This is a genomic window from Microbacterium stercoris (genome assembly GCF_017592545.1).
Lineage (GTDB): Bacteria > Actinomycetota > Actinomycetes > Actinomycetales > Microbacteriaceae > Microbacterium > Microbacterium stercoris.
Genome location: NZ_JAGFOA010000002.1, coordinates 484,990 through 498,914, shown reverse-complemented (window position 1 = coordinate 498,914; position 13,925 = coordinate 484,990). Strand labels below are relative to the sequence as shown.

At 70.7% G+C, this 13,925-nt stretch carries 10 protein-coding genes; 4 read left to right on the top strand and 6 right to left on the bottom strand.

The window, feature by feature from the left end; translation table 11 throughout:
- Window positions 1-115: 115 nt before the first annotated feature.
- Together J5V96_RS06515 and J5V96_RS06510 are read left to right on the top strand one after the other, a co-directional pair.
- Entirely contained in the window at window positions 116-2,230 is a 2,115-nt protein-coding gene (locus J5V96_RS06515) for a sigma-70 family RNA polymerase sigma factor (RefSeq protein WP_208501883.1), read from the top strand.
- Between the two features lie 372 nt (window positions 2,231-2,602).
- Window positions 2,603-4,717, top strand: coding sequence for a sigma-70 family RNA polymerase sigma factor (locus J5V96_RS06510; RefSeq protein ID WP_208501881.1), 2,115 nt, complete (start codon window positions 2,603-2,605; stop codon window positions 4,715-4,717).
- A gap of 30 nt (window positions 4,718-4,747) precedes the next feature.
- Here J5V96_RS06510 and J5V96_RS06505 read toward each other — a convergent pair whose 3' ends face one another.
- From J5V96_RS06505 to J5V96_RS06495, 3 genes are read right to left on the bottom strand one after another with little or no spacing between them, the layout of a single operon-like run.
- The gene (locus J5V96_RS06505; protein WP_208501879.1) at window positions 4,748-6,640 is read right to left on the bottom strand and encodes a helicase HerA-like domain-containing protein; all 1,893 of its coding nucleotides are present in this window, start codon (window positions 6,638-6,640) and stop codon (window positions 4,748-4,750) included.
- A 10-nt stretch (window positions 6,641-6,650) separates the two neighbouring features.
- Window positions 6,651-7,310, bottom strand: coding sequence for a phosphatase PAP2 family protein (locus J5V96_RS06500; protein ID WP_208501877.1), 660 nt, complete (start codon window positions 7,308-7,310; stop codon window positions 6,651-6,653).
- Between the two features lie 19 nt (window positions 7,311-7,329).
- Window positions 7,330-8,613 carry a multidrug effflux MFS transporter gene (locus tag J5V96_RS06495; RefSeq protein WP_236014535.1) on the bottom strand — a complete coding sequence of 428 codons (1,284 nt, stop codon included), beginning with the start codon at window positions 8,611-8,613 and terminating at the stop codon, window positions 7,330-7,332.
- A 121-nt stretch (window positions 8,614-8,734) separates the two neighbouring features.
- Between J5V96_RS06495 and J5V96_RS06490 the strand changes: the two genes are divergently transcribed.
- Together J5V96_RS06490 and J5V96_RS06485 are read left to right on the top strand one after the other, a co-directional pair.
- Window positions 8,735-9,421: a thioredoxin-like domain-containing protein gene (locus J5V96_RS06490; protein ID WP_307793545.1), complete on the top strand. Its 687-nt coding sequence runs from the start codon at window positions 8,735-8,737 to the stop codon at window positions 9,419-9,421.
- 1 nt (window position 9,422) lies between these two features.
- Window positions 9,423-10,070, top strand: a complete 648-nt coding sequence (locus J5V96_RS06485; protein WP_208501871.1) for a DUF305 domain-containing protein — start codon at window positions 9,423-9,425, stop codon at window positions 10,068-10,070.
- 171 nt (window positions 10,071-10,241) lie between these two features.
- Here J5V96_RS06485 and J5V96_RS06480 read toward each other — a convergent pair whose 3' ends face one another.
- From J5V96_RS06480 to J5V96_RS06470, 3 genes are read right to left on the bottom strand one after another with little or no spacing between them, the layout of a single operon-like run.
- Window positions 10,242-11,192, bottom strand: coding sequence for a carbohydrate ABC transporter permease (locus J5V96_RS06480; protein ID WP_208501869.1), 951 nt, complete (start codon window positions 11,190-11,192; stop codon window positions 10,242-10,244).
- Window positions 11,192-12,325: a carbohydrate ABC transporter permease gene (locus tag J5V96_RS06475; RefSeq protein ID WP_208501867.1), complete on the bottom strand. Its 1,134-nt coding sequence runs from the start codon at window positions 12,323-12,325 to the stop codon at window positions 11,192-11,194. The genes J5V96_RS06480 and J5V96_RS06475 overlap by 1 nt, the downstream gene beginning before the upstream one ends.
- A gap of 30 nt (window positions 12,326-12,355) precedes the next feature.
- Entirely contained in the window at window positions 12,356-13,702 is a 1,347-nt protein-coding gene (locus tag J5V96_RS06470; protein ID WP_208501865.1) for an ABC transporter substrate-binding protein, read from the bottom strand.
- Between the last annotated feature and the right edge of the window lie 223 nt (window positions 13,703-13,925).

Sequence of the window (13,925 nt, the reverse complement as noted above, 5' to 3'; positions counted from 1 at the left end):
GGGCAGCGCCGGACTGCCCGGGCAGGGGTGCGAAAGCGCAGCGCCGTTGACACAATGTCGATATCCCGGATGGCTGTCGCCGTCCGGCAGCCGCTGCCCCCGAAGCGAGACTGACGTGCACGATCCCTCCGACGACTCCGTCGCAGACACCGATCTGATCCTTCGATCGCGTTCCGGTGACGCCGACGCGTTCGCCCTGCTGTGGCAGCGTCACTATGCCGCCGGCATCGCGGCGGCGCGCTCGATCACGTCCAGCATCGACCCGGACGACCTCGTGCAGGAGGCGTACACGCGCATCTTCCAGGCCGTCCGGCGCGGTGGGGGTCCCACGGGCGCCTTCCGCGCCTACCTCTTCACCGCGATCCGCCACACGGCCGCATCGTGGGGCCGCGCTCGGCACGAGCTCGCGACCGACGAGCTCGACGCCGTCGCCGACCCCGGCTCCACCGACTCCGCGCTCCGGGAGCAGGACGACCGCACGCTCACCCACCGCGCGTTCCGCAGCCTGCCCACACGCTGGCAGGAGGTGCTCTGGTACACCGAGGTCGAGGGCCTCGGCATCTCCGAGACCGCCCCGCTGCTCGGGATGAAGCCGAACGCGGTGAAGCAGCTCGCGTTCCGCGCCCGCGAGGGGCTGCGCGAAGCGTGGATCCAGGCCCACATCGGCGCGCTCGGCCGAGGCTCCGACTGCCGCTGGGCGGTCGAACGCCTCGGCGCCGCCACGCGCGGCAACCTCGCCGAGCGCCACCGGGCACGATTCGAGGCGCACCTCTCGGCCTGCCGCAGCTGCACCCTGCTCGCCGCCGAGGCCGGCGAGGTCGGCGGCCGACTCGCGCTCGCGCTGCTGCCGCTCTTCATCGGCGTCAGCGCCACCGCGTCCTATCTGCTCGCGCTCGGCCGCGGGCCGGCCGCGATGGCGCTCGCCGCCCTGCCCGCCGAGCTCGTCGAGGGCGCGATCGTCGTGGGCGGCGGCGCCGCCGCGACGATGCCGCCCTGGGCGATCGGCGCGGGAGCCTCGGGATCGGGCGCCGGCGCGGCGGGCGTCGCCGCAGGAGCCGGATCGGGCTCGCTGGGCGGGCTGGTGGGCGCCGGGATGTCGACCGTCGGCGCGGCGAGCGCGATCGTCGCCACCGGCTTCGTGCCCAGCATCGCGACCGCCGAGCAGGCCGGCGCCGCCGTGTCGGACGCCCCAGCGGCGAGTGCCGACACGGTCGCGACGACGGGCGAGACCGTCGCACCGCATGACGCTCCGGCCGTCCCCGGCGCATTCGTCGTCCCCAGCGAGCTCGACGCCGAGACCGTGCCCGCGGTCGATCCGGCCGCGCTGCCCTCCGTCTCGGCCATAACGATCCTCTTGGACACCCGCCCCGCCGCGGAGGAAGAGGCCGCGCCGGCCGACGCCCCCGTCGCCGTCGAGACGCCCCGCACGCCGGCTCCGCGCCTCCTGGCTCCCCATACCCCGACTCCCCGCACCCCCGCGATCCAGATCGGCCTCGATGCGGGGGCGGCGACCGACGTGCGGATCGGGGCCGACGACACGGGCCTCGAGGTCGACGCCGAGGTACTCGACACGCTGGCCGAGGTCGGCGCGCACGTCGGCCGAGACGGTGCGGGGCTCGATGTCGCCCTGATCGAGGATGTGGTCGACGTCGGCGCCTCGATCGACTCGAACGGGGTCTCCGCCGACGTCCGTGCAGGCGACCTGGCCGACGTGCACCTCGAACTCGACGAAGCGGGCGTCGCGCTCGACGCCGAGGTGCTCGCCGACCTCGTCGACGTCCGCGCGGAGGTCTCGAAGGAGCGCGTCGCGCTCGACGCCGACCTCGCCTCCGGCCTGGTGGCCGCCGATGCCGAGCTCGGATCCGATGGCGCGGGCGCCGAGGTGGCCGCAGGCGACGTCGCCCAGGTCGGACTGGGCGTGGACCACCACGGCATCACCGTCGAAGTCGAGGCCCTCCCCGACGTGCTCGGGCTCGGCGCGGATGCCGGATCGGGTGGGCTCTCGATCGACGCCAAGGTGCTGGGCGATGTGCTCGGCGTCGCACTCGACTCCCGAGGCCTCCGGGTCGGCTCACCGCTCCTCGGCTCGCTGTTCGGCACTGCGAAGGCCGCGCCCGCGCCGCACGTGCCCCCCGCCCCGGCACCGCCCGTCGTCGAGCCCGACCAGACGGAGCCTGCAGAGGCCGCCGTGCCGGCGGCCGGCGCTGCGAGCGACGCCCTCGCGGAATGAAGGAGGCTCGGGAGCCCTCCACGGAGATCCTCCCGAGCCCCCCGCGAGCCGGAGGGGTTCCCTCGGCTCTCCCGCCGGCTCCGCGCCCCTCCCCCGAGTTCCGCGGCGCCGGCAAGATGTGCTCTCACCTGATGAGACGCTCGCGGGTGCGAGCTATTACGCGACTCCTGAGAGTTCTTTCGCAGATCTTCAGGTTGGACGCGGTCAGCACAGAAAACCCCGAAAAGCGGGGCTTTCCGGTGGCACTCGAGGGTGGCGTGGGGTCAGAATGGAGTGCAATCCGCGCGCCTCGCCCGAATCGAGCCCGGATCACCCTAGTCGGATCCGCAGCGGATCCGGCGACCTCGACTCCGAAGCAGAGTTCCGACATCCATGACGATGCACGATCTTCCCGACGCGGCTGACGCCGACGAGGCGGCGCCCGACGCCGACCTCGTGCTGCGTTCGCGCTCGGGCGACGTCGCCGCCTTCGGCGAGCTCTGGACGCGCCACTACCGCTCCGGCATCGTCGTGGCCCGATCGGTGACGAGCTCGATCGATCCGGATGATCTTGTGCAGGAGGCGTACGCGCGCATCTTCCAGGCGATCCAGAAGGGCGGCGGCCCGTCCGGTTCCTTCCGCGCCTACCTCTTCACGTCGATCCGCAACACCGCCGCCGCCTGGGGGCGCGCGTCGAAGGAGTCGGCGATCGACGAGCTCGACGCGGTCGAGGATCCGGAGAGCACCGAGGAGGCGACCCTCGCGGCGCTCGACCGGAGCCTCACCACCACCGCCTTCCGCAGCCTTCCCACACGCTGGCAGGAGGTGCTCTGGTACACCGAGATCGAGCAGCTCAAGCCCGCCCAGGTCGCGCCGCTGCTGGGGATGAAGCCCGTCGCCGTCGCGCAGCTGGCCTTCCGTGCGCGCGAGGGCCTGCGTGAGGCGTGGATCCAGGCGCACCTGAATGCGGTGGCCGACGGCTCCGACTGCCAGTGGACGATCGAGCACCTCGGCGCGCACACCCGAGGCAACCTCGGTGCGCGCAACCGGCAGCGCCTCGACGACCACCTGCGCGACTGCGCGCGGTGCACCATCATCGCCGGCGAGGCGCAGGAGGTCGGCAGCCGTCTGGCACTCGTGCTGCTTCCCATCACGATCGGCGTCTCGGCCACGGCCGCCTATCTCGCGTCGCTGCAGCGCGACGACGCGGCCGCGGTCGCGCTCGCCGCGATGCCGAGCGGCCTCGTCGAGGGCGCGGTCGTCGCGGCGGGCGGCGCCGGCGTCGCGGCGGGCGGCGCCGGCGTCGCGGCGAGCGGCGCGGCCGGCGGCCCCGGATCGAGCCCCGGCGGCAGTTCGACCTTCACGCTGGGCGGCCTGATCGCCGCCGGCGTGCTCGCGGTCGCGGTGGCGGCGGCGGCGGTCGCCGGATCACTCGGATTCCTCCCGGGCGGAGCGAGCGAGGCGTTCTCGCAGAGCGCCTCGGATCGGGCCGGGGCGCCCGCCGCCGACGTCGAGGCCTCGCAGGAGCTGGTCGACAGCACGCAGCAGGCGACCGATCCCGAGGCCAGCCCCTCGCCCACTCCCACCCCCTCGCCTGAGCGCCCCGCGACGCCGGCCCCGCGCCCCACGCTCACTCCTCCCGCCACGATCGCCCAGGTCATGGACCGCATCCAGGTCGTGTCGGCGCGCGGTCAGTCCGACGGCTCGGTCGTGATGCGGGTCGTCGGCCAACCCGGCGAGGCCGTGGAGGTGTACGCGATCGGATCGGACGGATCGGGCGGCCGCGGTCTCTCGTCCGGCGTCCCGCTCGCCGTGAAGCTCGCCTCGTTCTCGGCGCTGACGCGGACGACGCTCGACGGCGCCGGACGCGGCACCCTGTACTTCACGCTCTCGCGGGCTCAGGTGCTCGACGACGTCACGCTCGAGGTGCGTTACGTGCACAGCACGCAGGGAATCGCCACGCACCCGCTGACCGGTCTGTGGAGCCTGCGCGACGAGCTGCTCCCGCCCGCGCCGCCCGCCTCGCCCGAGCCGACCCCCGGCCCCGAGCCGACCGCCACCCCGGAGCCGACCCCGACGCCGGAGCCGACCGTCGATCCCACGCCCGAGCCCACCCCCGAGCCGACGGCAGAGCCCACTCCGGGCCCCATCGCGGAGCCCACCCCGACGCCCTCTCCCTCCCCCACGCCGACCGCGCCGAGCAACCCGGTCGCGCTCGTCGACATGGCCTCTTACTGCCGGGTGGATCTGCTCGGCGACGACGAATACGTCATCGGCTTCACGGGGCCCGCGGGCGCCGATTACCGCATCGTGCTCGACCCGCGCGCCAACGGACGCGAGCAGGTGGCGACGGGCATGTTCCCGGCCGACGGCACCGCCGAGGTGGTCTTCACCGAAGAGGGTGTCAAGCACGTGCACCAGGCGGTGGTGACGCTCACCAGCCAGGGCCAGACGGTGGAGGCGCGGCTCGACGAGCTCATCACAGCCGACGCCTGCAGTCTCCTCTGACCTCCGCGTGCCCCGGGCGACGGGACCGGCTCAGCGTCGCCGGCCGTTGCCGAACATCCCGCGGATCACCCCGTTGAGCAGCGTCTGCGTCGTGCGCGATCCGAGCACCTTCTCGAGCGTCGATCTCTCGGAGCGCGACGAGGTGCGGGTGCGTCCGGATCCGGACGTCTGCCTCAGAATGCGCTCGTACTCCTTCTGGGCCTTCTTCTCGGCCGCCTCCTGCTGCTTCTCGATCTCCGCCTGCTGACGAGCCAGCTCGGCATCGGTCTCGGCCTGCCGCTCGGCGGCCTCGGCGGCGTTCATCTTGGCGGTGAGGATCTCGTAGGCCGACTCGCGGTCGATGCGCTCGCCGTACTTCGGAAGCAGGGGCGATGCGGCCACCGCGGCATCGATCCGGTCCTCCGGCGTGGGCGACATCGACCCCTGCGGGGCGCGCACTCTCGTCCAGGCGACGGGTGTCGGTGCGCCCTTCTCGCTCATCACGGTGACGACGGCCTCGCCGGTGCCGAGCTCTTGCAGCACCCGCTCGAGGTCGTAACCCGATCGGGGGTACGTGCCGACCGTCGCCCGCAGCGCCTTCGCATCATCCGGGGTGAACGCGCGCAGGGCGTGCTGCACGCGCGATCCGAGCTGGGCGAGCACGTCCTCGTGCACGTCCTTCGGCGTCTGCGTGACGAAGAACACCCCCACGCCCTTCGAGCGGATGAGCCGCACGGTCTGGATGATGGCCTGCAGGAAGTCCTTCGACGCGCCGGAGAACAGCAGGTGCGCCTCGTCGAAGAAGAACACGAGCTTCGGCTTGTCGGGGTCGCCGACCTCCGGCAGGATCTCGAACAGCTCCGCGAGGAGATACATCAGGAACGTCGAGAACAGCTCCGGGCGGTTCGCGACCCCCGGCACCTCCAGCAGCGAGACGACCCCGCGGCCCGACTCGTCGATCCGGAGGAAGTCGGCGACGTCGAACTCCGGCTCTCCGAAGAACACATCGGCCCCGCCTTCGGCGAAGGTGATCAGCTCGCGCAGGATGACCCCGGCGGTCGCGCTGGAGAGGCCGCCCAGCTCCTTCAGCTCCGGCTTGCCCTCTTCGCTGGTGAGCCACTGCAGCACCGAGCGCAGGTCCTCGAGGTCGACGAGGGGCAGGCCGTTCTTGTCGGCGTAGTGGAAGACGAGTCCGAGGCTCGACTCCTGCGTGTCGTTGAGACCCAGCACCTTCGACAGCAGCAGCGGCCCGAAGCCGGTCACGGTGGCGCGCACCGGTACGCCCTTGCCGATACCGCCGAGGGCGAAGTACTCGACCGCGCTGGCCTGCGGCTCCCATGCCTGGCCGATGCCGGCCGTGCGGGCGAGCAGCTTGTCGTTCGCCTCGCCCGGGGTGGCCATGCCCGACAGGTCGCCCTTGATGTCGGCGGCGAAGACGGGCACGCCCTTCGCCGCGAGCTGCTCCGCGAGTCCCTGCAGCGTGCGGGTCTTGCCGGTTCCCGTCGCGCCCGCGACCAGACCGTGCCGGTTCAGCATGCCGAGGGGAATGCGCACCTGCGCGTCTGCGACGGGATCGCCGTTGACCAGCGCGCCGATGTCGAGAGTCGGCCCCTCGAAGGCGTAGCCCTGGGCGACCGCACGCACGTCGTCGGCGCTCAGCGGGCCGCCCGTCGCCGGTGCCGATGCCGGTGCCGGTGCCGCAGGGGCATCCGCGGATCCGGCGGCCGGGGCGTCGGCAGCGGGCGTCGCCGTCGCGGCCTCGGGAGTCTCGTGAGCGTCGGGAGCCTCCGGCGCCGCACCGCGGGCGGCGTCGGCGCGCGCCGCAGCGAGACGCGCCTTCGCCTCGGCGGCCCGCAGGGCCGCTTCGGCGGCCTCGGCCTCCGCCTGCAGACGGGCGAGCTCGGCCTCGGCGGCGACGACGGCGGCATCCTTCTCGGCGGTCATGGCAGTCAGCCTAGCGACGGGCCCCCACTCGTCCCGAGGGGGTTGCGCCCCGGCGCTCCGCGAGGAGTCCGGGGGCGAAGGCGAGGGCGACGAGCAGGGCGACCCCGGATCCGATGAGCGCTCCCCCGAAGGTGTCGGTGAGCCAGTGCGCCGACACATACGTGCGGGCGAAGGCCATCAGCGCGATCCAGCACCCGGCGAGCACGGCCACCCATCGCCGCGGAAACAGCAGCCACAGAGCGATGGCGAGGGTCGCCGCGTTCGCGACGTGACCGGAGGGGAAGGATCCGACATCCGAGGTCACCAGGATGTCCTCGGGACGCGCGCGCCCCAGCAGATGCTTCAGGATCTGCACAACGCCCGCGCTTGCGAGCAAAGCCACGACCAGGTACCCGGTCGCCCACGGACGGCGGGCGATGAGGAGCACGGCGATCAGCGTCAGCGGCACCCACAGGGTCGCCACTCTCCCGCCGCCGACGGTGTCCATGAACAGAGAGACCGCCAGAGCGGGTCCGTCCGGAGTGGCGGACAGCACCCCGTCCCACCAGAGATCCAGCGAACTGGGGTCGGCACCCGGAAGCAGCACGAGCGCCCCGATCGCGACGCCGCCTGCAAGCAGCGCCAGGCCCCACCAGAGCCAGGCCCGGGTCGTGCGTTCTCGCGGTGTCATCCGGTCGTCTCCTTCGACGTCAGGGGGTGAGCATCCCCACGGTACGCGGTCGCACCACGAACCAGAGCGCGGCCAGCGCGATCAGCGAGGTGCCGATCATCACCACCGCCATCGACGTGCCCGTGATGCCCGCGGGGCCCGCGACCGCGCCCACGATCGGCGAGATCAGGCCGGCGATGCCGAAGTTCGACGCGCCCAGCAGCGACGCCGCCGTGCCCGCCGCCTTCCCGTGGCGGTCGAGAGCGAGCACCTGAGCGCAGGGGAAGGTGAAGCCGCACGCGGTCATGAAGAACCACAGCGGGATCGCCGTGCCCCACATGCCGAAGCCGAGCTGATCGAACAGCACGATGAGCATCGCCGCGACCAGCAGCACGACGGTCGAGACGGCCAGCACCCACTGCGGCCCGAAGCGCGCGGCGAGGCGCGCGGCGATCTGGTTGCCGACGACGAGACCGATCGAGTTCGCGGCGAACAGCAGACCGTACTGTCCTGCGTTGAAGCCGTAGCTCTCCTGGAACAGGAACGACGACGCCGAGAGGTAGGAGAAGAGACCCGCGAAGGTCATGCCGCCCACCACGAGCACACCCACATAGACGCGGTCGGAGAGCACCGAGCGATAGCGCTGCCAGACCGTGCTGGAGCCCCGCTCGTGGCGACGCTCGCGCGGAAGCGTCTCGGGGATCCCGAAGAGTCCTGCGGCCAGCATCACGGCCCCATAGGCCGCGAGCACCCAGAAGATGCCCTCCCAGGGGACGACCGCGAGCAGCGCGGATCCGATCAGCGGCGCGACGACCGGGGCGGTTCCGGAGACGAGCGCGAGACGCGACAGCATCACCACGAGGCGCTTGCCTCCGAACAGGTCGCGCACGATCGCCATCGCGGCCACCGCGCCGGCCGCGGCGCCGAAGCCCATCGCCACGCGGGCGCCGCCCAGCACCGCGAGGTTCGGCGCGACCGCGGCGACGATGCTCGCGACGACGTGCAGGGCCGTGGCGATCAGCAGCGGCATGCGGCGTCCGACCGTGTCGCTCAGGGGGCCGACGAGCAGCTGCCCGAAGGCGAAGCCGATCATCGTGCCGGTGAGCGTGAGCTGGATCGCCGCCTCGTCGGTGGCGAAGTGCTCCTGGATCAGGGGGAACGCGGGCAGGTAGAGATCGACCGTGAACGGGCCGAGGGCCGTGAGCGCGCCGAGCAGCAGCACGTACATCGTGCGCCGTGCGGTCGAGATCGCATCCCCCGGGTGCAGCACGATCGGGGCGGTCTGCGGGTTGGATCCGAGGGTGCGGATGGCCCCGGTCGACATGGACGGCGAAGACGAGTGGGGGGAATCGTGCACGTTCGATAGTAAGCCGCATAGTGATCTCCCAGGCTCGTCCCGGGGGCATCCCGGCTCGAGCTCCATTCCGCCGAATAGGATCGAGCGCGTGACCCCCGAGAACCGCTCCGGCAACCCCGCCCGCCGCGCCGAGGCCGAGCAGACCGTCAAGCAGCAGCGCGAGGCCAAGCGCCAGGAGAAGCTCGCCGAGTACCAGCGCCAGCTCGCCAAGCGCCAGCGCACGAAGCTGCTGTGGTGGGTGCTCGGCGGCGTCGCCGTCCTCCTCGTCGCGGCCGTCGTCGTCGCCTCGATCGTCTTCGCGCCGAAGACCTACACCGCCGGCAGCGCGGGGGTCGAGATCGAGGGTGTGCAGAGCTTCGAGTTCGCCGGCGGAGAGCACGTCGACGGCACCGTCGACTACGAGCAGAATCCTCCGGCCGGCGGCCCGCACAACAACGCGTGGCTCAGCTGCGGCGTCTACACCGAGCAGCAGACCAACGAGAACCTCGTGCACTCGCTCGAGCACGGCGCGGTCTGGATCGCCTACGACCCCAAGGTGATCAGCGGCGGCGAGCTCGACACGCTGCGTTCGCACGCACCCCGCACGTACTCGATCGTTTCGCCCTACGAGGGGCTTCCCTCGCCCATCGTCGTCACCGCGTGGGGTCACCAGCTCCAGCTCGAGGATGTGAACGACCCGCGCATCGAGCAGTTCTACGAGGAGTACTGGCAGGGCGACTCCACCCCCGAGCGCGGCGCCTCCTGCGTCGGCATCGAGGGCCCCGGCAAGATCTGACATGACCGACGAGACGCGTCAGACGCGGCGCTGGCCGCTGGTCGTGCTCGCGGCGGTGCTCGTGGCGGGTCTCGCGTTCGCGATCGGTCGCTTCTCGACCTTCGGCGGGGCGGATCCCGGTCCCAACGCCGCGGATGTCGGCTTCGCCCGCGACATGCAGGAGCACCACGCGCAGGCCGTCACCATGGCGATGATCGAGTACCGCAGCACCCAGGACGAGGATCTGCGCCTGCTCGCTTTCGACATCGCGACCGCGCAGTCGCAGCAATCCGGTCAGATGTTCGCGTGGATCGACGGATGGGGCCTGCCCCAGCATTCGACAGCGCCCCTGATGGCCTGGATGGCCGAGGACGGCGGCCACGGCCACGGCGACGCGGAGGCGTCGACCGATGAGGAGCTGCGGGCCGAGATGGGCATGGCGACCGACGCCGAGCTCGACGAACTCCGCTCCTCCACCGGCGCGGCGCAGGATTGCCTCTTCACCGAGCTGATGATCCGGCACCATGAGGGCGCGATCGAGATGATCGACGCCGTGCAGCGACTCGGCTCGGATCCCCGGGTGCTCAGCACTGCGGAGGGCATGGCCCAGTCGCAGTCGCGGGAGATCCAGGCGCTCGAGGCGATCCAGGATCGCCTGGCCTGCCGCTGACGGCGTCTCGCGTTGCTCGCGACGCCCCTTGTGGTCAAGACCCGCCGCCGATGCAGCAGTGCGCGCGGCGCGTTCTGACCACCAACGGCGTGCGCTGAGCAGAGGCGCACCGCGCACAGCAAAGGACCCCGGTCCGCGCGGCGGACCGGGGTCCTCGGGCCCTCCCTCTGCTCAGCCCTTGGCGGATCCCGCCAGAAGGCCTCGCACGAAGTAGCGCTGCAGGAAAAGGAACACCAGCAGCGGCACGATGATGGCGATGAAGGCGCCGGCCGTGAGCAGGTGCCAGTCCTCGCCGCGCGAGCCGGTCATCTGCGCCAGCAGCTTCGTGATCGGCGCCACATTGCCGTCGGCGAAGATGAGGGCGACCAGCAGGTCGTTCCACACCCACAGGAACTGGAAGATCGCGAAGGACGCGATCGCCGGCATGCTGAGCGGCAGGATGATCCGGAAGAAGATCTGCCCGTGCCCGGCGCCGTCGACGCGCGCGGCCTCGATGACCTCGCCCGGGATCTGCGCGATGAAGTTGTGCAGCAGGAAGATCGCCAGCGGCAGACCGAAGATCGTGTGAGCGATCCACACCTGCGCGTAGCCCGCCGATCCGAATGCCTGGATCACCGGCACCCCGAACAGCTCTCCGCGCGAGAACAGCTGCAGCAGCGGGATGAACGCCATCTGGATCGGCACGATCTGGAGGGCGAACACGGCCACGAACAGGAGGTTCTTGCCGCGGAAGTCGATCCACGCGAACCCGTACGCCGCGAGCGTCGCGATGATCAGCGGAATGATGGCCGCCGGCAGGGTGATCGCGAACGAGTTCACGAAGGCCTGCAGCATGGTCAGTCCGCCGGTCGCCGTGTTCAGCGCCTCGGTGTAGTTCTCGGTCGTCCAGCCCCAGTTCTGCAGCGCCGTCCACCAGCCCGTGGTCTGGATCTCCACCCGAGGCCGGAAGGAGGACACCAGGATGCCGAACGTCGGGATGGTCCAGATCGCCGCGATGATGATCGCGGCGATCGTCGCCCAGGGCGAGGTCAGGCGCCGCTTCGTGTCGCTCAGCGCGGGCCTGCCAGAGGCCTTGCCGGTCGTCACGGCCTGCGTCGTGATCGGAGGGGTCGTCGTCGTCATCAGTGCACCTCCCTCTGCGCCTTGAGCTGTCTGGCGTTGTAGATGACCAGCGGCAGAACGAGGATGAACAGCACCACCGCGTAGGCGGCCGAGCGTCCGGCCTCGAAGCTGCGGAACTGCTGATACATCTCGTTCGCGATCACCGACGTGTCATTCGCGCCGGCGGTCATCGTGCGGACGATGTCGAAGATCTTCATCGAGGCGATGGCGATCGTCGTCAGCACCACGATGAGCGACGGCCGGATGCCCGGCACCACCACGTTCATAAAGCGCTCGAACGCGTTGGCCCCATCGAGCTCGGCCGCCTCCAGCTGCTCGGCCGGCACACCCTTGATGGCCGCCGACAGCACCACCATCGCGAAGCCCGTGTAGATCCAGACGAACACGATGATGAGGAACAGCGTGTTCCAGGGCTCCACCTGCAGGAACGGCACCGGGCTCCCGCCGAACCACACGATCAGCTGGTTGACGAATCCGATCTGCTCGGCGTCGGCCGGGCGCGCGGTGTACATAAAGCGCCAGATGATCGATGCGCCGACGAACGAGATCGCCATCGGCAGGAACACGAGGATCTTGTAGACCTTCTCACCCCGCGTCTTGTCGATGAAGTACGCGTACACGAGTCCGATCACGGTCGACGCGATCGGCGCGATCAGCACCCACACGATCGTGTTGACGATCGTGCGGATGCCCTGCGGCTGGGTGAAGATCCAGACGAAGTTGTCGAACCCCACGAAGGTCGTGCCCCGCGAGTTGAGCATCGACGCCCCGAAGGTCTGGATCACCGGGAACACCAGTCCCACCAGGAGCAGGATCAGCGCCGGGGCGAGGAAGCCGAACAGCTGGAACAGCGATCCCACTCCCCCGCGCGACCGGAGGTCGAGCCAGAAGAACAGGGCGCCGAGCACACCCGCGGCGATGATCGCCCACGTATACGACTGCAGCAGCCACATCACGCCCAGCGGCAGCAGCACACAGGCCGCGAGCCGGAGGATTGTGAAGATCCTGCCTTCGCGTGGCGCGATCTCGATGAAGAAGAGCAGCACGCCCACCGCGGCGACGAAGACCCCGATGATGATCGGGATCTCCAGCCACGGGGAGAGTGTGCTCAGCCATGCCAGAAAATCAGCCATGACTGAGGTCCGGGTCCGCTTGCGGCCGGATCACTCAGCCGGCCAGGCCGACTGGATCTGCTCCAGCACCTGGGGCGTCGCCGTTCCGTTCACCCAGTCGCGCATGCCCTGGAAGAAGGAGCCGGTTCCGACGGCAGAGGGCATCAGGTCAGACGCGTCGAAGCGGAACGTCGTCGCCTCGTCCTGCAGCACCTTGATGGCCTCCTGCAGGATCGGGCTCTTGGCGTTCTCCGGGTCGAGGCCCTTGTTCGCGCTGATGACACCACCGAGCGACACGCGCGAGTTGGCCCACTCCGGGCTGGAGAGGTACTCCTGCACCTTCACGACCGCCTCCGAGTCGTTGAACGCGCCGACGATCTCGCCACCGCCCGTGACCACCGAGCCCTCGGCGTTCTCATCGACCGGCGGGAGCATAAACGCCCAGACATCGGCGTCGGGGCCGACCTCGCCGCCCGCGTCGACGATGAAGCCGTCGAGGAAGGAGGCCTGGTGGCTCAGGGCGCAGTCACCCGAGACGAGGGCGTTGGCCACATCGCCGAACGGCACCGATCCGATCGAGGCGACATCGCCGAAGCCGGCGTTGACGTAGTCGGGGTTCAGCAGCACCTTGGCGGCCTCGTCGAATGCCGACTGGATCTTCGGGTCGGTGAAGGGCACGTCACCCGCGACCCACTGGTCGTAGACGTCCGGGCCGCTCTGGCGCAGGACGATGTCCTCGATCCAGTCGGTGCCCGGCCAACCGGTGGCCGCATCCGAGCCGAAGCCCGCACACCACGGCTGCGTGCCGAGCGTGCTCTGCATCTCGGCGGTGAGGTCGAGCAGTCCCTGCCAGCTGGTCGGCACCTCCCAGCCGTTCTCCTCGAAGAGCGACGGCTGGTACCAGACCCAGCCCTTCACGTTCGCCATCAGGGGCGCACCGTAGATCTTGCCGTCGAGAGAGGCGTAGCCCTCCCAGTCCTCGGCCCAGTTGTCGCGGAGGTTCTTGACGACGCCCTCGGGGGCCTCGAGCAGGTAGCCGCGGCCGGCCATGTCGGCCAGCAGACCCGGCTGGGGGAAGATCGCGAGATCCGGCGGGTTGCCGCCCTGCGCGCGCACGGCGATCTGCGCCTCGAACTCCTGCGAGCCCTCGTACTGGATGTCGATGCCGTTCTCTTCCTCCCAGTCGGCCCAGGACTCCTCGAGGAGCTCCTGCTCGGCGTTCACGATGGTTCCGTAGACGGTGACCACCTCGCCGTCGCCGCCTCCCTCGCCGCCGCCGCCTCCTCCGTTGCCGCCGCCTGTCGCACCGGGTCCGGCCGTGCATCCAGCCAAGGCGAGGGCGGTGGCGCCCAGAGCGCCAGTCGCGATCAGGATCTTCTTGCGAGCTGCAGTCGACATCGTCTGCTCCCATCGTCGGGGTCGGCCCAGGGCCGAGTGAAGGAACTTGTGGCCCTCACCGTATTCGCGCCTCCGGAGAGGCACAACGGGGTTGCGGTCACAGATCGATGTCGTCATAAGATCCCGGATCCCCCGGTCGACCACCGAATCGGCATCGATGTCCGGCCGCCCGAGGGAACGACGAAGGCCCCGGGATCGCTCCCGGGGCCTTCGCAGCGTTGAT

Bases quoted from the DNA above. Each gene is read 5' to 3' on its own strand.
- J5V96_RS06470 (WP_208501865.1), bottom strand. From the start codon at position 13,702: ATGTCGACTGCAGCTCGCAAGAAGATCCTGATCGCGACTGGCGCTCTG.
- J5V96_RS06485 (WP_208501871.1), top strand. From the start codon at position 9,423: ATGACCGACGAGACGCGTCAGACGCGGCGCTGGCCGCTGGTCGTGCTC.
- J5V96_RS06510 (WP_208501881.1), top strand. From the start codon at position 2,603: ATGACGATGCACGATCTTCCCGACGCGGCTGACGCCGACGAGGCGGCG.
- J5V96_RS06480 (WP_208501869.1), bottom strand. From the start codon at position 11,192: ATGACGACGACGACCCCTCCGATCACGACGCAGGCCGTGACGACCGGC.
- J5V96_RS06495 (WP_236014535.1), bottom strand. From the start codon at position 8,613: ATGTCGACCGGGGCCATCCGCACCCTCGGATCCAACCCGCAGACCGCC.
- J5V96_RS06475 (WP_208501867.1), bottom strand. From the start codon at position 12,325: ATGGCTGATTTTCTGGCATGGCTGAGCACACTCTCCCCGTGGCTGGAG.
- J5V96_RS06505 (WP_208501879.1), bottom strand. From the start codon at position 6,640: ATGACCGCCGAGAAGGATGCCGCCGTCGTCGCCGCCGAGGCCGAGCTC.
- J5V96_RS06500 (WP_208501877.1), bottom strand. From the start codon at position 7,310: ATGACACCGCGAGAACGCACGACCCGGGCCTGGCTCTGGTGGGGCCTG.